At 69.3% G+C, this 22,800-nt stretch carries 26 protein-coding genes; 1 reads left to right on the top strand and 25 read right to left on the bottom strand.

Annotated features, from left to right (window positions below):
- Window positions 1-37: 37 nt before the first annotated feature.
- Entirely contained in the window at window positions 38-1,252 is a 1,215-nt protein-coding gene (locus ABOD76_RS07250; RefSeq protein ID WP_350244132.1) for a vWA domain-containing protein, read from the bottom strand.
- A 96-nt stretch (window positions 1,253-1,348) separates the two neighbouring features.
- On the opposite strand from ABOD76_RS07250, the gene ABOD76_RS07245 reads away from it, so the two are divergent.
- A complete protein-coding gene (locus ABOD76_RS07245; protein WP_350244131.1) occupies window positions 1,349-1,717 on the top strand; it encodes a DUF2089 domain-containing protein in 369 nt (122 codons plus the stop codon).
- Between the two features lie 16 nt (window positions 1,718-1,733).
- Here ABOD76_RS07245 and ABOD76_RS07240 read toward each other — a convergent pair whose 3' ends face one another.
- From ABOD76_RS07240 to ABOD76_RS07125, 24 genes are all read right to left on the bottom strand, one after another.
- Window positions 1,734-3,350: a sensor histidine kinase gene (locus tag ABOD76_RS07240; RefSeq protein WP_350244130.1), complete on the bottom strand. Its 1,617-nt coding sequence runs from the start codon at window positions 3,348-3,350 to the stop codon at window positions 1,734-1,736.
- A gap of 70 nt (window positions 3,351-3,420) precedes the next feature.
- Window positions 3,421-4,098 carry a response regulator transcription factor gene (locus ABOD76_RS07235; protein ID WP_188962220.1) on the bottom strand — a complete coding sequence of 226 codons (678 nt, stop codon included), beginning with the start codon at window positions 4,096-4,098 and terminating at the stop codon, window positions 3,421-3,423.
- 45 nt (window positions 4,099-4,143) lie between these two features.
- Entirely contained in the window at window positions 4,144-4,746 is a 603-nt protein-coding gene (locus ABOD76_RS07230; RefSeq protein WP_350244129.1) for an adenylate/guanylate cyclase domain-containing protein, read from the bottom strand.
- 101 nt (window positions 4,747-4,847) lie between these two features.
- Window positions 4,848-5,300, bottom strand: a complete 453-nt coding sequence (locus ABOD76_RS07225; protein ID WP_350244128.1) for a hypothetical protein — start codon at window positions 5,298-5,300, stop codon at window positions 4,848-4,850.
- A 38-nt stretch (window positions 5,301-5,338) separates the two neighbouring features.
- Window positions 5,339-5,593, bottom strand: coding sequence for a hypothetical protein (locus tag ABOD76_RS07220; protein WP_350244127.1), 255 nt, complete (start codon window positions 5,591-5,593; stop codon window positions 5,339-5,341).
- A gap of 1 nt (window position 5,594) precedes the next feature.
- Window positions 5,595-6,491, bottom strand: coding sequence for a menaquinone biosynthesis prenyltransferase MqnP (gene mqnP, locus ABOD76_RS07215; RefSeq protein ID WP_350244126.1), 897 nt, complete (start codon window positions 6,489-6,491; stop codon window positions 5,595-5,597).
- A gap of 94 nt (window positions 6,492-6,585) precedes the next feature.
- Window positions 6,586-7,518, bottom strand: coding sequence for an HpcH/HpaI aldolase/citrate lyase family protein (locus ABOD76_RS07210; protein ID WP_350244125.1), 933 nt, complete (start codon window positions 7,516-7,518; stop codon window positions 6,586-6,588).
- The gene (locus ABOD76_RS07205; protein ID WP_350244124.1) at window positions 7,515-8,576 is read right to left on the bottom strand and encodes a cysteine protease StiP domain-containing protein; all 1,062 of its coding nucleotides are present in this window, start codon (window positions 8,574-8,576) and stop codon (window positions 7,515-7,517) included. The genes ABOD76_RS07210 and ABOD76_RS07205 overlap by 4 nt, the downstream gene beginning before the upstream one ends.
- Window positions 8,563-9,348 (bottom strand): hypothetical protein, encoded by a 786-nt coding sequence (locus tag ABOD76_RS07200; protein WP_350244123.1) that lies wholly within the window; start codon window positions 9,346-9,348, stop codon window positions 8,563-8,565. The genes ABOD76_RS07205 and ABOD76_RS07200 overlap by 14 nt, the downstream gene beginning before the upstream one ends.
- A complete protein-coding gene (locus ABOD76_RS07195; protein WP_350244122.1) occupies window positions 9,345-10,502 on the bottom strand; it encodes a phosphoribosyltransferase domain-containing protein in 1,158 nt (385 codons plus the stop codon). Before ABOD76_RS07195 ends, ABOD76_RS07200 begins: the two co-directional genes overlap by 4 nt.
- On the bottom strand, window positions 10,499-11,584 hold the full coding sequence (locus ABOD76_RS07190; protein WP_350244121.1) for an ATP-grasp domain-containing protein: 1,086 nt from the start codon (window positions 11,582-11,584) through the stop codon (window positions 10,499-10,501). The genes ABOD76_RS07195 and ABOD76_RS07190 overlap by 4 nt, the downstream gene beginning before the upstream one ends.
- Entirely contained in the window at window positions 11,581-12,327 is a 747-nt protein-coding gene (locus ABOD76_RS07185) for a hypothetical protein (protein ID WP_350244120.1), read from the bottom strand. The genes ABOD76_RS07190 and ABOD76_RS07185 overlap by 4 nt, the downstream gene beginning before the upstream one ends.
- 100 nt (window positions 12,328-12,427) lie before the next feature.
- A complete protein-coding gene (locus tag ABOD76_RS07180) occupies window positions 12,428-13,495 on the bottom strand; it encodes a DUF475 domain-containing protein (protein WP_350244119.1) in 1,068 nt (355 codons plus the stop codon).
- Window positions 13,495-14,070 carry a TerD family protein gene (locus tag ABOD76_RS07175; protein WP_350244118.1) on the bottom strand — a complete coding sequence of 192 codons (576 nt, stop codon included), beginning with the start codon at window positions 14,068-14,070 and terminating at the stop codon, window positions 13,495-13,497. Before ABOD76_RS07175 ends, ABOD76_RS07180 begins: the two co-directional genes overlap by 1 nt.
- A gap of 111 nt (window positions 14,071-14,181) precedes the next feature.
- Entirely contained in the window at window positions 14,182-14,769 is a 588-nt protein-coding gene (locus ABOD76_RS07170) for a TerD family protein (RefSeq protein ID WP_350244117.1), read from the bottom strand.
- Between the two features lie 18 nt (window positions 14,770-14,787).
- On the bottom strand, window positions 14,788-16,053 hold the full coding sequence (locus tag ABOD76_RS07165) for a VWA domain-containing protein (protein ID WP_350244116.1): 1,266 nt from the start codon (window positions 16,051-16,053) through the stop codon (window positions 14,788-14,790).
- Between the two features lie 25 nt (window positions 16,054-16,078).
- Complete coding sequence (locus ABOD76_RS07160; protein ID WP_350244115.1) at window positions 16,079-17,317, bottom strand: TerD family protein; 1,239 nt, start codon at window positions 17,315-17,317, stop codon at window positions 16,079-16,081.
- A gap of 61 nt (window positions 17,318-17,378) precedes the next feature.
- Window positions 17,379-17,954 carry a TerD family protein gene (locus ABOD76_RS07155; RefSeq protein WP_350244114.1) on the bottom strand — a complete coding sequence of 192 codons (576 nt, stop codon included), beginning with the start codon at window positions 17,952-17,954 and terminating at the stop codon, window positions 17,379-17,381.
- 140 nt (window positions 17,955-18,094) lie between these two features.
- On the bottom strand, window positions 18,095-18,355 hold the full coding sequence (locus ABOD76_RS07150) for a hypothetical protein (protein WP_350244113.1): 261 nt from the start codon (window positions 18,353-18,355) through the stop codon (window positions 18,095-18,097).
- Between the two features lie 23 nt (window positions 18,356-18,378).
- Window positions 18,379-19,074, bottom strand: coding sequence for a Crp/Fnr family transcriptional regulator (locus ABOD76_RS07145; protein ID WP_350244112.1), 696 nt, complete (start codon window positions 19,072-19,074; stop codon window positions 18,379-18,381).
- A 103-nt stretch (window positions 19,075-19,177) separates the two neighbouring features.
- Window positions 19,178-20,911 (bottom strand): helix-hairpin-helix domain-containing protein, encoded by a 1,734-nt coding sequence (locus ABOD76_RS07140; RefSeq protein WP_350244111.1) that lies wholly within the window; start codon window positions 20,909-20,911, stop codon window positions 19,178-19,180.
- Window positions 20,908-21,708, bottom strand: a complete 801-nt coding sequence (gene hisJ, locus ABOD76_RS07135; RefSeq protein WP_350244110.1) for a histidinol-phosphatase HisJ — start codon at window positions 21,706-21,708, stop codon at window positions 20,908-20,910. The genes ABOD76_RS07140 and hisJ overlap by 4 nt, the downstream gene beginning before the upstream one ends.
- 48 nt (window positions 21,709-21,756) lie before the next feature.
- On the bottom strand, window positions 21,757-22,377 hold the full coding sequence (locus ABOD76_RS07130; RefSeq protein ID WP_350244109.1) for a histidine phosphatase family protein: 621 nt from the start codon (window positions 22,375-22,377) through the stop codon (window positions 21,757-21,759).
- Entirely contained in the window at window positions 22,377-22,787 is a 411-nt protein-coding gene (locus ABOD76_RS07125; RefSeq protein ID WP_350244108.1) for an acyl-CoA thioesterase, read from the bottom strand. Before ABOD76_RS07125 ends, ABOD76_RS07130 begins: the two co-directional genes overlap by 1 nt.
- Window positions 22,788-22,800 lie beyond the last annotated feature (13 nt).

Raw genomic sequence — 22,800 nt, 5'->3', positions numbered from 1 at the left:
CTCATCTGGGCGGCGGCGTTGTCTTGATGTCAGGGCTTCAGTTCACGACCTTGGTCTTGTTGCTCATGTAGTCCATCAGTACGTACTGGCCGATGTTGTGCGGGGTGGTGAAGTAGGCCTTCCCGCGGGTCATCTCCGAGACGCGCCGCACGAACGCCACCAGTTCGGCGTCGCGGGCCAGCATGAAGGTGTTGACCTGGATACCGCTGCGGCGGCACTGCGCCACCTCGCGCAGCGTGGCGCCCAGCACGTAGGGGTCCAGGCCATAGGCGTTCTTGTAGATGCGGCCGTCCGGCAGCGTGAGAGCCGAGGGCTTGCCGTCGGTGATCATCACGATCTGCTTCATGTCCTTGTTCTCGCGCTTGAGCAGCTGCTGGGCCAGCCGCAGCCCGCCCGCCGTGTTGGTGTGGTACGGCCCGATCTGCGCCTGGGCCAGCTTGGTGACCGGCACCTCCTCGGCGCTGTCGTGGAACAGCACGAACTTCAGGCTGTCGCCGGGGTACTGGGTGCGGATCAGGTGCGCCAGCGCCAGCGCCACCTGCTTGGCAGGCGTGAAGCGGTCCTCGCCGTACAGAATCATGCTGTGCGAGCAGTCGAGCAGCACCACCGTGGCGGCCGAGCTGTTGTACTCGCTCTGCCGGATCACCAGGTCGCTGTTCTCGGCGTTCTCGAAGCCCTTGCTGATCACGTTGCTGAGCGTGGCGGTGGTGTCGAGGTTGAGCGTGTCCCCGAACTCGTAGGGCTTGAGTTCGCCGGTCATCTCGATGCCGCTGGCGTACTCGCGGGTGTCGTGTGCGCCGGCACTGGAGCGCCCCAGGCCGCCCATCAGGTCGCGCAGGCTCTTGTAGCCCAGGAAGTCGATGCTCTTGTCGGTCAGCTGGAAGCGGCTCTCGCCACTCTGGCCGGCCCCACCGCCCTGGCCGTCCTGGTCATCGAATTCCTTGCGGATGAAGCCGTCCTGCTGGAGCTTGTCCATCAGCCGCTGGATCTGCTGTCCCAGCGGCGTGTCCTGGATGTCGCCGGCCTGCATCGCCTCGGCCAGCATCTCCTCCGGAATCATGTTGCGTTCGGCCAGGGCGTTCAGGATCGCATCGAACAGGTCGTCCATGCTGGGGCGGGCGTTGGGGTCCGGGTCGTAGGGATCGTTCATCCCCTGGCCCAGCAGCGCCTCCTGGATCATCTGCATCAGTTCGCTCGAATCCAGTTCGTCGAGGTCGCCTTCAAATTTGCTGTAGCGAGTCAGGCGTGCCATAGAGTCCTCCGGTTCCCTCAGCATGCCGGGTTTTCGCCGCTGCATTTGTAACGCTGCCGGGGCAGCCGCCCCCAGCAGGAACGCTAGCATGGCCGTATGCCCAGATCGCCGCTCCCCCTTCCGCTGCCTTTTCCCGGTGTTCAGGAAGCGCCGCTGGTCACCGAACTGCGCTTTGAGCATGCGGACATCACTGTGAAGGGCGAGTTCCTGCTGAACGAGTTCGCCACCCTGACCCCCGAGAACCTGGATTTCCTGCGGCTGTACATCAAGGTGCGCGGCAACCTCAAGGAGGTCGAGCGCATCCTGGGACTCAGCTATCCCACGGTGCGCGCCCGCTTTGATGGGCTGCTGCGCGCCATCGGCTACGAGCCGGAGCTGCCGGACCCGCGCGACGAGACGCTGCGGCTGCTGGAACGCGGGGAGATCACGCCGGAGGAGGCCACCCGGCGGCTCAAGAACCGCTGAGCCGGAGATGTGCGGCTCAGGCCACGTCCTCGTCGTCCATGTCAGGGATGTTGCCCAGCGGCAGCCAGACGTGCACCTGCGCGCCCTGCCCCGGTTCCGACTCAATCCAGATCTGCCCCTGGTGGGCGTCCACAATACTCTTGACGATGCTCAGCCCCAGCCCGGCGCCGCCCTGGTCGCGGCTGCGCGACTCCTCCACCCGGTAGAAGCGGTCAAACAGCCGGCCCAGGTGCTCCGGGGCGATGCCGGGGCCGTCGTCCTGCACCGTCAGACGCACGCCGCTCACCGCCGGGGTGCCGCGCGGCTCGGCGCGGCTGCTGAGCGTGATGTGCCTGGAGCCAACCTTCAAGGCGTTGGACACCAGGTTGATCACCACCTGCTTCATGCGGTCCGGGTCGCCCTCGAACGCCACCTCGTCGCCGGTGGCATTGAGGGTGGCGCCCTGCCCCTGGGCCAGCGGTCGCAGCTCGCGGGCGGTGTCCTGCAGCAGCAGCAGCGCCAGCACCGGCTGACGGCGCAGCTGCAGCACCCCGCTGTCACTGCGGGCCAGTTCCAGCAGGCTGCCGATCAGCCCGGTCAGCCGCTCGGACTCGTTCTTGATGATGCCCAGGCTCTCCTGCTGCTGCTCGGTCGGCTGGGTACGGCGCATCAGGTAGCTGGCGTGGCCCTGGATGGCCGTCACCGGGGTCCGCAGCTCATGGCTGGCGTCGCTGGTGAAGCGGCGCTGCGCCTCGAAGGACGCCTCCAGCCGGTCCAGCATCAGGTTCAGCGCGTGGGCCAGCGACTGCACCTCGTCGCCGGTCTGCGGCTCCGGAACCCGCTGCGCCAGGGTGCGGCCGCCGATCTGCTCGGCGGCCCGCTGCACCATCCGCAGGGGCGAGAGCGCCTGACCGGCCAGCAGGTAGGCGCTGGCGGCGGCGGTGCCGGCCCCGAACAGGAACAGCACCAGCATGATGGTCTGCAGGATGCTGAGGGTCTTGTAGGTGTCGGTCAGGCTGCGCCCGAAGTAGATCAGCGCCGTGACCTCCCTGAGGCTGTTGTCGGTGTTGCGGCCATACCGGTACGGCGCCAGCTGCACCAGCACGCGCGTCGGGATCGACGACTGGCCGTAGCCGGGAATGTTCAGGGTCAGCAGCAGCCGGTGGTCCGACGCGCTGATGACGCGCAGCAGTTGATCGTCTGTCAGGACGATGGGTGCGTACTGGTCCAGGCCGCTGCTCTGCCGCACGGCGGTCGTCATCCGGCGCAGGTTGTCGAGCAGCTGACGGCGCTGGGCCGCGCTGCCGTGCGCCTGGTCCTTCAGCTGCGCCACGTCCACCCCGATCAGGGTTTCGATCTGCACCCGGAAGTTGGGGAAGGTGCGCCGGATGTAGCTGCTGGTACTGGTGCTGAAGGGGTCGGCCAGGCTGCCGGACGAGGACGTCGACGGGGTCTGCAGGTCGCTGGATGCGAAGGGCCCCAGGCGAAGCTGCTCTGAGAGATTAGTGAACTGCGAGTAGCGTGACTTCAGGTCCTCGTCCACCCCGCCGAGCAGGCTGTTGCGCATCACCGCCAGCACCAGCACGGCCAGCAGCAGCAGCAGCAGCGAGAGCAGCGCCGTGTACAGCAGGGTCAGGCGGGTCCGCAGGGTCACGGGGCCAGTGTAACGGCTGGGCCGCGCCCGGCCATGAGGCGCGGCCCCGGGCCGGGCGTGGTGAATAACGCTACTCCTCGCGCAGGACGTAGCCCACGCCACGTACGGTATGGATCAGCCGCCGCTCACCGCTCTCCTCCAGCTTGCGCCGCAGGTAGCCGATGTAGACGTCCACCACGTTGCTGCCACCGGTGTACTCGGGCCAGACCTTCTCCTCAATCTCAAAGCGGCTGAACACCTTGCCGGGGTTGCGGGCCAGCAGCTCCAGCAGCTCGAACTCCTTGGCCGACAGCTCCACCCGGCGGCCTCCCCGGAAGATCTCCCGGCCGTCCAGATTCATCACCAGGTCGGCCACCCGCACCTCGCCGGTCACGGCCGGATTCACCCGTCGCAGGTGGGCGCGCACGCGGGCCAGCAGTTCCTCGATGGAGAAGGGCTTGACCAGGTAGTCGTCGGCGCCGGAATCCAGCCCCTCCACCTTGTCCTGAATGTTGTCCTTGGCCGTCAGGATGATGATCGGGGTGTTGCTGGTCTTGCGGATGCGGCGCGCCACTTCCAGGCCGTCCAGCACCGGCAGCATCAGGTCCAGGATCACCAGGTCCGGGTTTACTTCGCGGAATTTACTCAGGCCGGTCACGCCGTCGAACGCGACCTCCGTGGCATACCCTTCAGCCGCCAGTTCCAGTTCAATAAAGCGCGCGATGTCTTTTTCATCTTCAATGACGAGCACGAGCGGCTTGCGTTCCATACCCCCAGCCTAGAAGCCTTCTCATGAGAAGGCAGGCCCTTCGACTTAACCAGTTTTCATCTGGAACGCCGCGCCACCGGTGTTGGCCCGCACCTGCGACAGGCCGCAGGGGGCCACGAACCCGCGCAGCCCAGTCACTTCGCGCTCCATCAGCACGGCGTCGCCGGCCAGGGCGCGCACCGTGTCGCACACCACGGTCTGCCCGGGCTGCGCGGCGGCGGCCACCCGGGCCGCCAGGTTGACCGGCAAGCCGTAGGCGCTCGGGATCCCGCCCACCATGCCCCGGATCACCTCGCCCGCCGCCAGCCCGACCCGCAGGGCCAGCGGTTCGCCCAACACCTCAGCCAGCTGTAGTCGAGCGGCCCGCTGATGCGCCCCCAGGCCCGCCTGAACCGCCTGAGGCGTCTGGGCCAGCGGCCACAGACACACCACCGCATCGCCCTGATGCTGCAGCACCTGACCGCCGTACGCCTCGAAGTGCAGGATCAGCAGCTGAATCAGCTCGGCCATCAGCGCGGCATAACTGGTCAGCGGCAGGCGCTGAGCCAAGCCGGTGCTGTCCACCAGATCGGCAACCAGCAGACACGCCTGCTGAGCGCCCGGTGAGTGCACGCTGGAGGGGAGGGGAAGCAGCTGATCGTTGGGCATGGGACAGGGTTTGGGCCGACACAGCACCCATACGTCTTCAGCATAAGCCGTGCCATGCCTTGAGGGGAATCCCATGATCCGCACATTTATTTAGCGGACCTTTACTTTCCGGGGTAGAGGGTTGGGTGGTCCGCCGGGCTGACCAGAAAGCCGTGCAGCGGCGCCTCGGTCCCAAAGCTGATCCAGTCACCCACCTGCACCGGCAGCGGCCCGAAGCTGGACAGCACCAGCGGCAGCCGCGCCTGCACCACGGCCGTGTGCGGCCGGGGCCGCTCCAGCACCCGGCCCACCCCTTCCAGCGCCGAGACCCCCACCACCGACAGCTGTTCAGCCTGCACCTCGGCCGGAGCCCAGCGGTTCAGGATGCCGTGGACAATCACGCTGGCCTCACCCGGCCGCTGAGAAAAGGGGCCGGTGCGGTCGAACAGATACAGCACCCGCCCGCCAGCCGCGAACTCCATCAGCGGGCTGCCTTCCGGCTGCGGATACACCAGCCCCCGCGCCGCGTGGGCAACGTGGCGCTGAATAAACTCTTCGGGGGTGGTTTCGAGCATGCCCGGATTCTAAAGGACCGGGCAGCACTCTGTCTGTCTCAGTCGTCCAGCAGTTCCAGCCCCGGACGAGGGCGCTGAAGCCGCTCCAGCAGCGTGTCGGCGCGTTCCAGCGCGAAGGTGCCCTCCACCTCACGCTGCATGCTGATCAGCACCAGACCGCACAGCCGTTCCAGAATGGCCCAGCCTTCCGATCCGGCCGGTTCGGCGTCTCGGGCGCGGCTCAGCAGCGTTAAGGCCAGCCGCTCGTCGCCGTCCTGCCACGCCTGCCGGGCGCCGTCCGGAATCAGCGGCATCTCAGGTAAGGGTACGCCACGTCACGTCGATAATCACGCCGGCCAGCATGGTCAGGGCCAGCCACATGTTCGCGTCGAAGAAGGCGATGTTGGCGCGGGTCAGGTCACGGGGATTCACGATGCGGTGCTCGTACAGCAGAATGCCGCCCATCGCCAGCACCGCGAGGTAGTAGAAGCCGCTGGCCCCCACCGCCAGACCGGTCGCGATCAGCAGCACGAAGGTCAGGGCGTGGCTGACGGCCGCCACCCGTAGCGCGCGCGCGATGCCGAAGCGGGCCGGAATGCTCTGGATGCCGTTCTTCCGGTCAAAGTCGTAGTCCATGGTGGCGTAGATGGTGTCCAGCCCGACCATCCAGCAGATCACCACCAGCCACAGCAGCCACGCCCCGGCCCCGAAGTGCCCGGTGACGGCGATCCAGCCGCCGGCCGCCGCCGCCCCGTCGGTGACGCCCAGCCACAGGTGGCACAGCCAGGTGTAGCGCTTCATGTACGGGTAGCCGATCAGGAACAGCACCGCCACCGGCATCAGCGCCAGACACAGCGGGTTCAGCTGCCACGACGCCACCGCCATCACCAGCAGGCTGACCACCACCAGCGCCCAGGCCTGCGGCACGCTGACCTTGCCGGCCGGAATCTCGCGGCCGGCGGTGCGTGGGTTGCGGGCATCAATCGCCCGGTCAATGACCCGGTTGGCGGCCATGGCGGCGGTGCGCGCGCTCGCCATCGCCACCGTCACCCACAGCAGCACGCCCAGGCCGGGCCACCCGGTGCCGCGCTGCAGCATGCTGGCCAGCAGCATGCCGGCGTAGGCGAACGGCAGGGCAAAGACGGTGTGCTCGAACTTGACCAGCTCCAGCAGGGTGCGGGCGGTGGAAGGGCGGGCGGGGCTGACGCTCATTTCAGCGAGCATAGCGCGGGTGGGCGGACCGCAGCTCAGCCGATCTCACGAAGTGGAGCAGGCACGATGCCGCCTGGCGTGCCGCGTTGGCCACTCAGGCAGGCGCCGCATCGGGCTGAACTCCATACAGCTGGGCCATCCGCAGCACCTGGGCGGCCCAGCGGCCGTGGGTGGCCGGTTCGCACATCGCGCCGTCCCGGGCGAACACGGCCGGGGCCTGGGGGTCCAGCACAGCGCGGGCCTGCCGCAGTTCGGCGGCCGTGACCTGGTAGGCAGCGGCCACCACCGCCACCTGGACCGGATGAATCACGGTCTTGCCGCACAGGCCGCGCTGCCGGTCCTGCTGTACCTCGCGCGCCAGGGTGGACGGGTCGCCATACACCTCGTACACCGGGCTGGACAGCTGGAAGCCCCACGGCACGAAGGTCGAGACCAGCATCTGGAGCGTGCCGGACAGTGGTCCCTCGTGCACCGTCTGGCCGGGGGTGCGCCGCAGCCCGAGCAGGCTCAGCAGGTCGTTGCCACCCACCCGTAGGCAGGCGACGCGGCCGGCAAAGCCGCTGTCCAGCAGGAAGTCGCGCAGGCCCTCCATGCGGCGCTGGCTGAACACCTCGCGGGTCTCCAGGGTGGGCAGGGCGCTCAGCTCCGGGGGCAGCAGCTGCAGGTACTCGCGCAGGTTGCTGCGGCTGACCTTCGGCAGTACCACGCCGTGCAGCGCGCTTCGGCCCTCAAAGCCCAGCACTGTTTCCAGCATGCGGGGACTGCGAACCCGCACGAACCGCAGCGGGCCGGTGCCCTGCCGCAGCTGCGGCAGGGCGGAACGCAGCCGCTCCAGCGCCAGCGGCAGCTCGTCGTCGCGCACCGCGTCCTCCAGGCAGTAGATCAGCGAGTGTGGGTTGATGGCCTTCTCCCCGTTCCCCAGTGCCGCCAGATCGGGACGGGTGGCGGGCGCGTACAGGCTGGCGCCCAGCGCCAGCGGGTCGAAGGTGGGGGCGGCGGACGGCAGGCGGCTGGCGGGTCTGGTCATGCGTCGTCTCCTTCGATCAGCGCCATGGTGGCGTAGGGCAGCTCCGGGCAGAGCGTGACTGGCACACCGTGCTGCTGAGCCAGCTCGTTCAGGTGCCGGGTATCGGGGGTGTGCGCCTGCAGCACCAGCCGGGCCGGGCGCCGCCGCAGGAACACGCGGGTGGCTTCGCCCACCGAGGGCTTGGCGCGGTGCGGGTCGGTACAGCCCAGCGCGCGGGCCAGCTGCACGGCGCGATCCGGGGCATGGACCGGCCGGTTGGCGGGCACGGCGCTGGCTTCGGCCTGCTGCACCCGCGTGTCCAGGGCGTCCACATAGGTGCGGCTGACGTCCCACGGCTCCAGGTGATCCAGCCGCTCGGCGGCGTGGGTGCCGTCCGGCCGCAGGAAGGTGCGGCTCAGCAGGCCGCTGACGGTCGCGTTCAGGACCGCGTGCGGCAGCAGCCGGTCGTGGTGGCTGCCGGCCAGATCGGCCACCCCGGCCGGGTCATACAGGGCCGCCAGGGTGGGCGCCACACCGCTGCCGTCCAGGCTGCGCCGAAGGGTCGTGCGGATGCTGCCCTTGCCGGTCCAGCCGTCCACGAACACCACCCGGCTGCCGGGCCGGGCCTGCAGGAGCTGTTGCAGCGCCGTGCGGTCCAGCCCCACGCCCCGGATGATGCTCAGGCCGCCGTGAACGGTCTCCAGGCCTCGCCGCCGCAACTCGCGCTGCAGCAGGATGCCCACCGGAAAGCCGGCGCGGGCCAGCGATACGAGCGTCAGCGGATGCCCGCCGGCGTGCTGCTCCAGCTGCCGGGCCAGGCCCTTCAGGTCGGCAGCGATGGCCGGGCCATTGCGGTCCAGCGTCTGCTGATAGGTGGCCTGCTGCAGGGCGGTGGGCGCGGCTTCTGGGGTCAGGAAGTGTCCGTACGACTCGCCCGCCCCGATCCGCGCTTCCTTCTCGGCCAGGGTCACGGTGGGCGCGGCGGCACGGGCCAGCCACAGGGTCAGGTCATCGGGGGCGTAGCTGGTGGGGAAGGGGGCCACGGCCCACGCCGGCCCGGCGGCACTACCGCTGCTCAAGCTCGGCCTCCTGCACCGCCCGCATCAGCTGACTCTGGCCGGGGGTCAGCGCGAAGTCGCACAGCGCCATGAACGGCACGTCCGCCACGCTGTCGCCCAGGCCCAGCGTCAGCAGCGTCTCGGCCTCCGCGTCCGCCTGCTCCTGCAGGTCCTGCAGCACGTAGCGCACCGCCGCCTCCTTGCTCACCTCCGGCGCGATTAGGGTCAGGTTGTTGCCGTTGGCGAAGGTGCGCAGCTCGATGCGGGTCTCCTGCAGCCACTCGCGCAGCTGAGCGGCCATGCTGTCCAGGCTGCTCTGCAGGGCATACGGATGCTTGATCACCACCATCAGCGGCAACTCCTCGGCGCCGGAGACGCGGTGCAGCCGCACCTCGCAGTCCAGGTTGCCCAGCTGGCTGATGTGCCGCGCCGCCTGGGCCGCCAGTTCCAGCGCCCCGGTGTGCTCGGCCAGCACCTCGGCCATCACAGTGCTCCAGGCCTGGTCCGGGCGTCCGCCGGGCCGCAGCACGGTGGCCCCGTGGTCCAGGATGGCCCAGCTGTCAAACTGCAGCTGCAGCCGCCCGTAGGCGTCCGGGTCGCGCCCGGTCACCGGAATCAGCGTGGCGCCCTCCAGCAGCCGGTCCAGCAGGTACACCTGGGCGCGGTTCATGTAGCTGTGCGGCTCGCCGCTGCGGTCCACGGTGGCCACCCGCACCCGCAGCGCCTCCTCCAGCTTCCGCCCGGTGAAAAACAGCGTGTCGTCCAGATCGCAGAACGCCACCACCCGGGTCATGCCAGCCTCAGGGCGGTGGCGTTCAGGGTGGCGAGCAGCTGCGGGTCCGGGCCCGCCTCGCCCTCGTGAGCCACGTAGACCCGGGCGAACTGGCCGGGCGCCACGTTGTAGAGGTAATTGGGAATGCCGTCCTGATAGTTGTCCATAAAGTCCAGTCGGTGCGCGATGGCCTCTCCCGGCAGGATGGGGCTGCGGGTGGTGGCCGAGGTGAGCAGGCGGAGGTGCGGGCAGGCGACTTGCAGCTGATGGGCCAGCCAGAACGGGAGGTACTGGAACTCGCCGCTGCCGAGCAGCAGTACCGAACTCCCGGAGGGAAGGCCACTTAACTCTTGCCCCAGCCGAGTCTGCGCCGCCCGCATCAGCGGCGTATCACGGGCGTCCAGGCCCAACCGGGCGCTGTGCGGGGCCAGCAGGCTGGTCTTGTCCTGGCCGTTGCCGGACACGGCCGGCAGGACGGGCGGATGGTAGCCGGGGTCGGGCGTGAAGTGGTGGGTGCCCTGCAAAAGGCTGACACTCTGCACCGGCACCCCCAACTGCCGCTCGAACTGGCCCCGTTCCCCACACCAGTCGGTCAGGCTGACCACCACCACCCGCGCCACGGCCGGATTCAGCTGCAGGTAGGCGGCGGCCAGATTCAGCAGGGTGGTGCCGGTGGACACCTCGTCGTCAATCAGCAGCAGGGTGCGGGCCTCCCGGAAGTGCCGCTGGCCCTCCGGGCTGGCCGGCAGGTAGACCCGGTGGGCGGTGGCGTGCGAGTGCGGTTCCTCAAAGTGCAGTGCCAGCGGCGCCTGGAGGTGGTAGCGGGTGCTGTGCAGGAAGGTCAGGTCCGTCCGGCCAGTGCGCTGCTGCCACGTGCGCGCCACCCCCTCGCCCAGGCCGGTGGCGGTCTCGGCCAGCCCGATGGCCAGCACTGGCCCCGGCAGGTCCAGGCTCAGCTGGTCGGCCAGCAGCCGGTGCACCTCGGCCATCCGCAGCGGCGACACCGGCAGGTGTTTGCCCAGCACCCGGCTCACGAACAGAAAGCCCCGGCGCGGATTCTGGCGCACGGCGTAGCCGAGCAGCTGTTCCAGCGGCAGCAGGGTGTGGTCAATCTGCAGCGTCAGGGTGCCGCTGGCCAGCCGCTTCCGGTGGACCTGGGGGGCGGCAGTTGTCATGGCTGTGCCGCCCCGGTCAGCAGGGAAGGGGCGGCTTCCCGGACCACCCAGGCGCTCTTCTCCTCGGCCACCACCAGCCCGGTGGTGGGGCGGGGTGCCTGATCCGGGCGCAGCAGCCCCAGGCTCAGCTCGGCCGCGAGCTGGGCGAAGTTGATGCCGGCCGCCATGCTGTAGCGCAGGCCGCCCGAGGCGCGGGCATTGATCTCCAGCATGTGGGGCCGTCGCTGCCGGTCGTCCTTGGTCTGGAAATTGAAGACGCCGCTCATCCGGTAACGCTGCGCCAGCGCCCGGGCCGCCTCCAGCAGGTCCGGGCGGTCCTCGATCAGCTGGCCGCCCTGCCCCGCCGGTTTGCGCCGCACCACCGCCGCCGCCAGCGTTCCTTCCCAGGCCACGCAGTCCACGCTGCGCTCGGCCCCTTCCAGGGTGTGCATCAGCAGCATGGTAGGCAGCCGCTCACCGGCCTGCTCCGCCTGGGCGAACATGACCCGGGCCTCCGCGTGACTCATCTGGTACAGCTCGCCCTGCAGGAAGCTCTTCAGGTCGCGGCCCTCGGTCAGCACCCGGAACCCGGAGGCGTAGATGCCGCGCGCCGGTTTCAGGCACAGCCGGGTCTGGCCCGGCACCCAGTCCGGGTGCGCCTGCAGCTGTTCCACAGCAGCGTCGAACGTGGCGAGGTCATGGAAGGTGGTCCAGGCGGGAATCGGCAGGATGGAGGAGTCCCAGCCGCGCAGGAAGGCGTCCTTGTGGTCCAGTTCGCGCAGCACCGCCCGGCTCGCCGCCACCACCACCCGCACCCCCAGCCGCTCGAAGTCGGCGCGGCGCGGCGCCACGGCCGCCGCCTCCTTGCCCACGATGAACACCGCCGGGCGGTGCTGCCGGCAGGTAGCAAGCAGCCACTCCGCGTAGGCGTCGCCCAGCAGGCCACGCGGCTCGGTCAGCTGGTGGTCGGCGGCATGCAGCATCACGTTGCTGGGGTCCGAGTGGCTGGCCAGCGTCTCGAACTGGCCCACCTCCCGCATGGCCCGGATCTGCGCCGAGGTCACCGAGAAGTTCTTGTTGAAGTACACGGTCGGCCTGTTCAAATGGGCTCCTGTCCGGCGCTGCGGCCCAGCCGCCGGGCCGCCTCTGAAAGCTGCTGCTCCAGCTGCGGCAGACGCTGGGCCATCACGGTCCGTAGCCGGCTGAGTTCGCCGGGGCTCAAGCGGGCCAGCACCGCGTGCTCCGGCGTGTCCTGGACGGTGGGGCGCCGCCGGGTCAGGCCCTCCACCACCCCGGCGATGAATTCGGCGTCCAGCCGGCTGCTGGCCCGCACGTGCCGCTCCGGGCGGCTGAGCGTCCAGGCGTGCTGCAGCGCGAGCCGCCGGATGCTCTGGGTGATCGGCAGCACGTCGTGCTCGATCTCGGCCGGGTCCAGCTCTCGGCCCGCCTGGGTCAGCAGCGCCGCGTCGATGTCCGGGTCGCCGGATTCATGCGCCCAGCCCACCGCCCGGCTCTGCACCAGCAGCGGCACCGAGATGCGCGACAGCACCCGCGCCCGCTCCGGCGGCGTCAGGTCTTCGGCCTCGATCAGCTGCAACAGGGCCGCCTCCTGGTCGGGGGTGCCCAGCTGGGCCAGCAGGCCCAGGCTGGCGCGCCAGTTGTCCAGGGCTGCCGGATCCTGGCTGTGCGGCAGGCCCGGTTCCAGCTGGTCCAGGTAGAGGTCATGCTGGGTCAGCAGCCGCCGCAGCGCGCCGGCCGCGGCCTGCCGCTCGCCGCCCTGGGCACCCCGGTACAGTCCCAGCACCCGGCGGGCCTTCTGGCGGATATCGGTGTTCGGTTCAGTCATGAAGGGTTCCGGCCATCTGGAGTCTCAGCATAGGCGAAGGGGTGGGGAAACGGGCGGCGGGGAGAACCGCTGCCGGCCCTCCCCGCCTGTCCAGGCCCACTCAGACGCGCTGGGTGGGTTTCTGGTGGGCCTCACGCCGGTTGGCGACCAGGCTGGTCCACACAGCCAGGCCGATGAAGCCGGCGCCGATCAGTCCGGTCACCACTTCCGGGATGTGGATGTTGGGGCTCATGCTCAGCAGCATGATGGTGGCCAGCGCCCCGATGCCGTAGTGCGCGCCGTGTTCCAGGAAGCGGTAGGCCTCCAGTGTGCCGCTCTTGACCATCATCACGGTCAGCGAGCGCACGAAGATGGCGCCGATGGTCAGGCCCGCCGCGATGATCACGATGTCGTTGGTCAGCGCGAAGGCCCCGATCACCCCGTCCAGCGAGAAGCTGGCGTCCAGCACCTCCAGGTACAGGAAGCTGGCCAGTCCGGCCGCGCTGGCCTTGGCCGCGATGTTGTCCACGTTGAACAGGTTGGAGATGGCGTCCATCAGCAGGTACACCAGGATGCCCACCACGCCGGCGGTCAGCGCAGTCAGCTGCTCCTCTTTCGGCACCAGGAAGTGGGTGGCCAGCAGCAGCACCACGCCGGTGATCACCACCTGAATGGTCTCCAGCCGACCGATCCGCGCGAACACCCGCTCGATCGGGTCAATCCAGTGCAGTTCCTTCTCCGGGTCCATCAGGTACTTCAGGAACACCAGCATCAGGAAGCTGCCGCCAAAGGCGCTGATCGGCACGTGCGCGTTGACCAGGTTGCGGGCGTAGGTTTCCGGCTCGCTGAAGGCCTGCTGCACCACCTCGATGAAGCCGAGCCCGGCCGTCAGCGACACGATCACGATCGGGAAGATGAAGCGCATGCCGAACACGGCGATCAGGATGCCCCAGGTCAGGAAGCGGCGCTGCCACTTGGCGTCCATGTTCTGCAGCACGCTGGCGTTGACCACCGCGTTGTCGAAGCTGAGGCTCAGCTCCAGAATGCCCAGCAGCACGGCGATGGTCAGCGCCGAGAGCGCCACGCCGATCACCCCGCCGCTGCGCAGGTAGCCGTCCACGGTGGCCACGGCGATGCAGATCAGCGAAACGATCAGCGCGAAGCCGAAATTGCGGGTGAAGCTCTGCATCAGATCATCACGCCGTAACTGTTGCACAGCGCCTTGAGGCCGCCGGCGTAGCCCTGGCCCACCGCGCGGAACTTCCACTCGCCGGCGTTGCGGTACACCTCGGCGAAGATCACGGCCGTCTCGGTGCTGAAGTCCTCACCCAGATCGAAGCGCACCACCTCGGCGCCGGTGTCCTCGTTGACCACCCGCACGAAGGCGTTGTGCACCTGCCCGAAGTTCTGGCGGCGCTGGTCGGCGTCGTGGATGGTCACGGTGATGGCCACCTTGTCCACGTCGGCCGGCACGCGGCTCAGGTCGACCTTGATCTGCTCGTCGTCGCCGTCGCCGGCCCCGGTGCGGTTGTCGCCGGTGTGCTCCACGCTGCCGTCCAGGCTCTTGAGCTGGTTGTAGAAGATGAAGTCGGCGTCGCTGCGGGTGCGGCCTGCACTGTTCAGCAGAAAGGCGCTGGCGTCCAGATCGAAGTCCTGGCCGTCGGTGCTGCGGGCGTCCCAGCCCAGACCCACCACCAGCCGCTTGAGGTTGGGGTCCTGCTTGCTGAGCGAGAGATTGCCGCCTTTTTGTAGGGTCAGTGCCATATCGGTGTTGCCTCCAGAGAGAAGTACGGGGTGACCGGGCCGCGGGTTGCTGCCTAGGATCTTAAGCCATTCTTGGCCGGAAGTGCCGCTCCATACAGGGGTGCGGCGGCCTCAGAGGTGCTGACGGATGTCGCCCATCATGTCCTGAAAGGTGCGGCCGCTGCTGACCTGCCCCAGCGCCTGCAGCTGCCAGTCGCCGCCCTGCCGGTACAGCCGGGCCATGATCTGCCCGGTATGCGCTCCGCCGCTCGACAGGTTGTAACGGGCGATCTCGGCGCCGCCCCTGTCGTTGATCAGCCGGCAGTAGGCGTTCTCCACCCGGCTGAAGTCCTGGCCGGTGAAGCTGTTGACCGTGAAGACCAGCGTCTGAACGGTGGCGGGCAGCCGTGAGAGGTTCACCCGGATCTGCTCGTCGTCGCCGTCGCCGGCCCCGGTGCGGTTGTCGCCGCTGTGCTGGATGCTGCCGTCCCGGCTCTGCAGCTGCCGGAACCACACCTGGTCCTGCAGCTGGCCCTGGGCGTCAAACAGCAGCACGCTGGCGTCCAGGTCAATGCTGTCCTGACCGCCGCCCATCAGCCGGCCCAGAAAGCCCTTGGGTTTGGCCACGTCCCAGCCCAGGCCCATAGTCACGCTCTCCAGGCGGCTGCCGACGGTCTTTTCCAGGCTGATGGTCTGATTCTTGGTGAGGCTGAGTGCCATACATACTCTCCTTTGTGGTCAGCGCAGGCCGGCCCGGCGGCTGTCGCGGTCCCAGCTGTCCAGCTCGTTGACCAGCAGCTCGAACAGCTCGGCGTCCGGCAGGCGGATGGGGCTCTTTACCTTGAAGAAGTCGGCGTTGTCCACCACCCGGCCCGGCAGATCGTCGAGCTTCTCCAGGAATTCGAAGTCCACCCGCCCCTGCTCGATGCCCATGAACTTCCAGAACAGCGGCTCGCGGGAGGCGTCGCGCATCTCCTGCTCGGCGGCCTTGCGGTTGCTGGTGGCGCCGTCGGTGATGAACAGCACCAGCGCCGGATAGGTGCTCGACTCGGTCCGGCTGTCCTCGCGGACCATCCGCATCACCGGCGAGTAGTGGGTGCCGCCCTCGAAGCTGAAGCGCAGCCCCGGCACGAAGCCCTGCACGTTCTCCAGCGACACCTGCCCGGCCCGCTGCGGCCGGATGCCGAACAGGTACACGTCCACCTGACCGTCGTCGTCCAGGCGGGCGGCCAGCGCCAGGGCGCGGCGCACCAGATCGTCCACCGCGCCACTGCGGTATTCGTCGGTCATGGAGGCGCTGATGTCCAGCACCAGCTTCACCCGGTAGCGTGCCTCGCCCAGCCCGCGCTTCTCCAGGCTGACCGCCGCCGTCTTGATCAGGTTCACCATGCCGGGGGTGGCCTCGGCCTTCTGGAGCAGCACCGCCTGCCGCTGCTTGACCAGCGACACGGGGGCGGCCGCAGCGGCCACGGGTGGGGGAGGCGCCGTCTCCGGCTCGGCCTCGCCGCCGAAGTACTCCAGCAGCGCCTTGAGGCCGCCGTCAAAGCCCTGGCCCACCGCCGACACGCGCCACTCGCCCTGGTGCCGGTACAGTTCCAGCAGCATCAGGGCCCGCTGCTGCCCCAGCGCGGCGCGGTCCAGCGGGTAGCGGGCCAGCGGCTGCCCGCCGGCCAGCAGCGTCACCTCGCCGCCCTGCATCGCGGCCACCGGCTGACTGTCGCTGGTGGCGGTGAACATCAGCCGCGAGATGCTGGCCGGCAGGGCGTTCAGGTCCACCTCGAAGGTCCGCGCGGTGGCTGAGCCGCTCATCCGCAGGGCGCCTTCCGGGCTGGCCGGCTGGTTGAAGAACACGAAGTAGCGGTCGTCGCGCAGCTGACGCTGGTCATCCAGCCCGAACACCGAGAGGTCCAGGTCCGGGTGCTGCACATTGACCTGGACCGTGAGCTGAAGGCGTGGGGTGAGGTCTGTCAGCTTGAGTTTCTGGCCAGTATTGAGCTGAATCATGGGTTCCGTTCTGTACCCGGCCGTCTCACGATTTGCGCCCGGCCGTCCACTGGAAGCCGAAGCCGTAGTGGCGGTCGCAGTCGGGGTGGCCCTGGAAGTAGCGCTCCTCCTTGCTCACCTCGATGCGGCCGCCCACGTTCCGGAACAGCGCGATGGCACAGAAGGTGTGGCGCGGATCGGGGTTGTTGAGGCGCATGAAGATCTCGTTGCCCTGGACGTCCTGAATGTTCAGCCGCCCCTGCACGCTGCTGAAGGTGCTGGTGCCCTCGTAGATGTACGCGAACACCAGCACCTGATCGATCAGGTCCGGCCGCTGCACCACCAGGTTCTCGCCGTCCTGGGCGCTGCCGCTGCGGTCGTCCTTGTCCAGATGGATGTAGGGCGGGGCGTGCTGCGCGCCGAAGCGGTTGCCCAGCGCCTGCACCACGCCTGCCTGCCCGTCTTTCAGGCGGTACATGCAACCCAGGTCCAGGTCGGCCTCGGCGGACCCGCCGCCCAGCAGCCCCAGCAGGCCACGCCGCGGCGCCACGGTGTTGCGTTCCCAGTTGAGGTTCACGCGCACCGGCTGCACCCCGCCGGTCTTGCTCAGGCTGATGCTGGCCGTCTGCCCCTGTTTCTCCAGCGTCACTTTGCTGAGGCTGACCCGGGAGGTGGGGGCGGTGGCGGCTGCGGGCCGCGACACGTCCACCCGGCTGGGCGGCGGTGGCGGTGGGGCCGGGGTGGGTGGCTGCGGGCGCGGTGCCGGCGCGCTCACCTCACCGCCGTAGGCTTTGACCAGCGCGTCCAGCCCGCCCGCGAAGCCCTGACCCACCGCCGAGAAGCGCCAGCCGTCCCGGAAGTACAGCTCGCCCAGGATCACGGCCCGTTCGGTGCCGAAGTCCTGACCGGCCACCCGGAAGCGCGCCAGCTCCTGCCCGCCCGAGCGCAGCAGCAGGGTGCCGCTGCCCAGCTGGCCGAAGGTGCTGCCCTCCACGCTGGCCGTGATCATCAGGCGCGGCACCGTGCCGGGCAGCCGCGAGAGGTCCACCGCAAAGCGAGTTTCCCCGGCGGCGTTGCCCTGCAGCTGCACCGCGCCTTCCGGGCTGCGCGGCTGGTTATAGAACACCATGTAGCGGTCGTCGGAGAGTTTGCCGGCCTGATCCAGCCCCATGACGCTCACGTCATAGGCCGGGGCGGGGCCCTGCAACTGCACCGCCAGTTCCAGCTGCAGGGCCGGGGTCAGGTCCGCAAGTTTCAGGCGCTGTCCACGAATCACTTCAGGCATGGGGGCTCCCACACGGCAGCCGGCCCACACCCGCTGGGGGTGCTGGGCCGGCGTTCCGTGCTCAGGCGTTGACGCCGTAGCTGCGGACCAGTGCCTGGAAGCCCTCGTTGTAGCCCTGGCCGATGGCCTTGAACTTCCACTCGCTCCCGTTGCGGTACACCTCGCCGAAGATCATGGCCGTTACGGTGCCGGCGTCCTCTGACAGGTCGAAGCGGGCGATCTCGCTGCCGCCCTCGCCGTTCAGCACCCGGATGAACGCCTTGTCCACCATGCCGAAGTTCTGGCCGCGCTCGGTGCCCTCGTAGATCACCACGGCCGCGATCACCCGCTGCACGTCGGCCGGCACCTTCTCCAGGTCGATGTTGACCGTCTCGTCGTCGCCGGAGCCGGCCCCGGTCAGGTTGTCGCCGCCGTGCACCACCGAGCCGTCCGCCGATTGCTTGTTGTTGAAGAACACGAAGTCCTGGTCGCTGCGGACCTTGCCCTGGTCGTTGACCAGGAACACCATCGCGTCCAGGTCGAAGGCCTTGCCGTCGGTCTGACGCGGGTCCCAGCCCAGGCCCAGCGTGATGCGCTTCAGCCCCGGCGCTTCCTTGCTCAGCGAAACGTTTCCACCCTTGCTCAGCGATACGGCCATGTGTTCCTCCTGTGAGAGTCTCTGAAGGGGGCGGCCCTGTGGGGACCGCAGAACGGTGCATCCGGCCAGTGGCCGGGTGTGCAGGCACCAGTGCGCCTGACCTTCAATACGCCGCCCGCCCTCCGGGAGTTCCGCCGCGCTCAGGCCTGCGGCGAGGCCTGCCAGATCTCGGCCACCTCGAAGCTCCAGCTCTTGCACCCGGGCGGCACCCGCAGCGCCGGCACCTCACCCATCCAGCGGCTCTCCAGCAGGCACAGCCCCGGCTGCTCCGGCGAGACGAGCAGCTCGGCCCCCAGAAAGCCGTCCCGGTGGCCCAGCCGCGCCATCAGGTCCGAGAGCTGCGCCTGAATGTCGTCGCCCTGTTCGCGGCGCCCCTCGATGTAATGCACCCGGATGCTCACCCCGTGCCTCCCCGGCTGGTGTGTCAGCTGCCCTTTTCCAGATAGTCGCGCAGCGCCTGCATGTCCACCACGATGGGGGTGCGCGCCCGCACGATGCCGCCTTCCTGCCGCAGTTTGCCCAGGCTGTGACTCACCGTTTCACGGGTGGCGCCCACCATCCGGGCGATGTCTTCCTGGTTGAGTTTCAGGTGCAGTTCCACGCCCTGCGCGTGCGGCTTGCCGAACTCGCGGGCCAGCCGGTAGAGCAGGCTCGCCACCCGCTCGGGCGCGCTGTAGGCACTCACCTCGGCGCTCCAGGCCTGCGCCTCGAACAGCCGCGCAGCCATCAGCCGGATCAGTTTCATGGCCAGGTCCGGTTTGGTGTTCAGCAGTTTCTGCAGCTCATTCCTGGGCAGCACGATCAGGGTGGTGCGCTCCAGCGCCTCGGCCTGGGTGGGCCGGCGCTCCTCCGGCTGCAGCAGCAGCTCCCCGAAGGTGTCGTGCTGGCCCACCACGCCCAGGATCGCCTCCTTGCCGTTCGGGAACAGCTTGCTGATCTTGATCAGGCCGCTGCGCACGAAATACAGGGCGTCGGCCGGGTCATCCATGCGGTAGACCACCTCGCCCGGCTGATACGAGCGGTAGGGCGTCGAGGCGGCCACCCGTTCGAGCTCGTTCAGTTCCAGGTCGGCGAACAGCTCTGTACGTTTGAGGTGCCACACCAGACTGGGATAATTCATGTGCGGCCAGAATACCGCATGCACTGCGGCGTGGGGGCGGTCTGCGTGCGGCCGGACGCACCGGCGGTCTGCAGACGGGGCGGAAGACCTGGGCCGACCCGCTTCACCGGGCCGCCCGCTGCTGTGCAACAAACGTCATAAATTCCCCCTGGGTCATGGTATTGACGACCTGTGTGGGCGTCAGCCCAGCCTTGCGCGCCACCATCACGCCGTAGCGGGTGTCCTGCAACCCCCCCAGACTGTGGGCATCGGTGTTGATGGCGAACTTCAGGCGGTCGCGCCAGCGCAGCGCGACCCGCCAGTCCAGGTCCAGCCGGTACGGGCTGGCATTGATCTCCACCACCGTGCCGCGTTCGGCGCAGGCCTCCAGCACCGCCTCCAGATCCAGGGCGTAGCCGGGCCGCCGCAGCAGCAGGCGTCCGGTGGGGTGGCCCAGCACTGTGACCAGCGGGTGCGAGGCGGCCCGCACCAGCCGCTCGGTCTGGCGGGCGCTGTCCAGGGTGAACAGGCTGTGGACGCTCGCCACCACGTAGTCCAGCTCCGCCAGCAGCTCGTCCGGGTAGTCCAGCGAGCCGTCCTCTAGGATGTCCACCTCGCTGCCGGCCACCAGCGGAATGCCGGCGCCCTGCAGTTCCCGCACCTCGCGCAGCTGGGCGCGCAGCCGGGCCGCGTCCAGGCCGTTGGCGTAGTAGGCGGCCCCCGAGTGGTCGGCGGTGCCCAGGTACTGGTGGCCCAGCCGCAGCGCCTCACGCGCCATGCCCTCGATGCTGACCGCGCCGTCCGACCAGGTGCTGTGGGTATGCAGCATGCCCAGAATGTCGCGCGGCTGGATCAGCTCGCTGGTGGCTGGCAGCCGCTCCAGGCCGTACGCCAGATGCTCGGCCTCCCGGTACTCTGGCGGCACGGCCGGCCAGCCAAGCGCCTCCAGCACGTCGAGTTCCTGCGGGGTGCTGAGACGCTCTTCGCCCCGGCGCAGGCCGCGCCCGCTCAGGTGCAGCCCCAGTTCGTCCGCGCGGGCGCGGGCGTTGTGGCGGTACTGGCTGCCCCCACCGAAGGTCAGGTCCAGCGCGCCACGGGCTTCCGCGTCGGCGTAGCCCACTTCCAGCGGGAGGCCTTCCAGCCGTCCGGTCACCAGCGGCTTGCCTTCCGCCGGCTCCAGCTGCTCCACATGGCCCTGCAGCTGCTCCAGCACCTGCTCGGCCGTGCCGGTGACGGTCAGGCGCAGCACGCCCACCGTGTCCAAGCCGCGCCGTAGCTCGCCGCTCAGGCGCGGCGTCAGGCCCTCCAGCCAGCCGGCCGCCTGCACCCCCAGCGCCAGGGCGGTGTTGAGCAGCTGCCGCGACTGGGACTCCAGCGCGAAATCGGCAGCTTCCAGCAGGGTGGCGGCACTCCTGGCCCCAAAGCCCTTGATGGCCGCCAGCCGGCCGTCGTGGGCCGCCTCGCGCAGCGTTTCCAGCGACAGGATGCCGGCATGCCACAGCGCCTGGATCTTCTTGGGGCCCAGGCCGCGCACCTGGAACAGGCTCAGCACGCCTGGCGGAATCTGGCTGGCGGCCTCCTCCAGCGGCTCGAACACGCCGGTTTCGGTGTAGCGGCTCAGCTCGGTGGCGATGGCCGGTCCCACCTTCGGAATGCCCCGGAAGCTGCGGGCCCGCAACTCGGGAAGCGGAGTGTTCAGGCCCTCCAGGCTACGGGCCGCGCCCCGGAAGGCATTGGCCCGGAAGGCTTCGGCGTTCAGCACGTCCAGCAGGTCGGCGGTGCGCTTGAGCACCGACACCAGCGCCTTGAGGCCCTGGACCACCTCGCCCGTCTCGATGTCCAGCGGCGGCTCGGTCATGCCTGATTGTCCTGCCTGGTGCGTTGCTGATACGTGATGACGCGTCCACCGGCGGCCAGGACGGTGTCCAGCGCCTGCACGAACGCGCTGCCCACCTCACCCGGGCGGTGCGCGTCGCTGCCCAGCACGAACGGAATCTGCCGCGCGGCCGCCGCCTGCAGCAGATCCGGGGCCGGGTACGCCTCGGCGACCGGCTTGCGCAGGCCCGCCGTGTTGTAGTCCAGGCTCAGGCCCTGCAGCGCGATGGTATCCAGCGCCCGAAGCGCCGCCGCACCCTGCGGGTCACGGTGCCCGAACTTCTTGGGCAGGTCCAGGTGCCCGATGGCGTCGAAAAGGCCGCTGCGGGCCGCCCCCTCGATCAGCGCGTAGTAGTGACGGTACAGGGTGCCCAGGTCGCGGCGCTCGTACTCGTCCACAAATTCGGGGTTGTCGAACCCCCAGGCGCCCAGGTAATGCACCGACCCGATCACGTAGTCCCAGGGGTGCGCCTCCAGCACCTCCGCCACGTAGCCCTCGGTGCCCGGGTGAAAGTCGGCCTCCAGGCCCAGCCGCACGTCCAGCCGACCGGCAAACTCCCGCTGCACCTCCTGCACCGTCTGGATGTACTCGTCCAGCTGATCGCGGCGCATCCGCCAGGGCGCGTCGTACCAGCGCGGCATCGGGATGTGGTCAGTGAAGCAGATGCCGCTCAGGCCCGCGTCCAGGGCCGCCTGAGCGTACTCGCGCGGGTGGCCGCTGGCGTGGCCGCACAGCGGGGTGTGCAGGTGCGAGTCGTAGAGTCCTTGCGGCAGCGTCATGCTGCACAGGCTAGCAAGGGGGCTGGAGGGGTGCGCCTTGGGCGTGCCTCAATCTGCCGCGCCGGCCCAGCGTTCCAGGTGGCCGATGTCGTTCCAGGTCTCCAGCGCCCAGCGGCCCTCCTCACGCACCAGCCGGGTGATGGAAGCGTGCAGCAGCCGCAGCGGAAACGGCAGCGCGGCGCCCGGCTGCGCTGCGGTGGGCCACGCCAGCAGCAGGCTGGTGAGCGCCCGCACCGTGCCGCCGTGCGTGAAGGCCACCACCTCCTGCCCGTCCGTCAGCTGCTCGGCCCAGGCGCGGGCGCGCTCGCCCACCGCGCGGAGGCTCTCCCCGCCGGGTGGTGCCTGGGTCCAGCTGTCCTGCTGCCACTGCTCGAACTCGGGGTGCACCCGGTTCTCGGCGTAGGTGTGGCCATCGTACTGACCGAAATGCACCTCGCGCAGGCGAGGATCCAGCTGGGGCGTGCGGCCCGGCAGCGCGAGCTGGGCCGTCTGCTGAGCGCGCTGCAGGTCGCTGCTCCACACCTGATCGAAGTGGGCGTGCCGCAGACGGACAGCCAGCCGCCGCGCCTGGGCCTCGCCCTCCGGAGAAAGTGGGGTGTCGGTGTGGCCCTGCCAGCGCCCCTCACGGTTCCAGGTGGTGATGCCGTGCCGCACCAGGGTCAGGCGCATCAGGGCTGCGGACCGATACGGGCGGGGCGGCCCTCCTCGTCCACATGCACGAACACGAACACGCCACTGGTGGCGAGCTGTTGCTCGCCGGTGGCGAGCGTTTCGCGGTACACGTCCACCTTGACGCGCATGCTGGTGCGCCCGGTGTGAATCACCTCCGCTTCCAGCGCCACCGCGTCGCCGCGCCGGATCGGGAGGTGAAAGTCCACCGCCTCCATGCGAGCGGTCACCACGCTGCCTTTTGCGTGCCGGATGGCGGCCATGCTGGCGGCCTTGTCCATCAGGGACAATACAAACCCCCCGAAGGCCGTGCCGTGGCCGTTCAGGTCCTTGGGGAACACCAGTTCCAGCATGCGCGCGGAGCTGCGCGGCGCCGGCAGGGTGGGGGGAGCAGAGGAATCAGAAGTCATGGGGCGAGTCTAG

This window comes from Deinococcus sonorensis KR-87 (genome assembly GCF_040256395.1).
GTDB classification, from domain to species: Bacteria; Deinococcota; Deinococci; order Deinococcales; family Deinococcaceae; genus Deinococcus; species Deinococcus sonorensis.
Note: the sequence above shows the minus strand (reverse complement) of the source record. Positions and strands in the feature narration are given on the sequence as shown.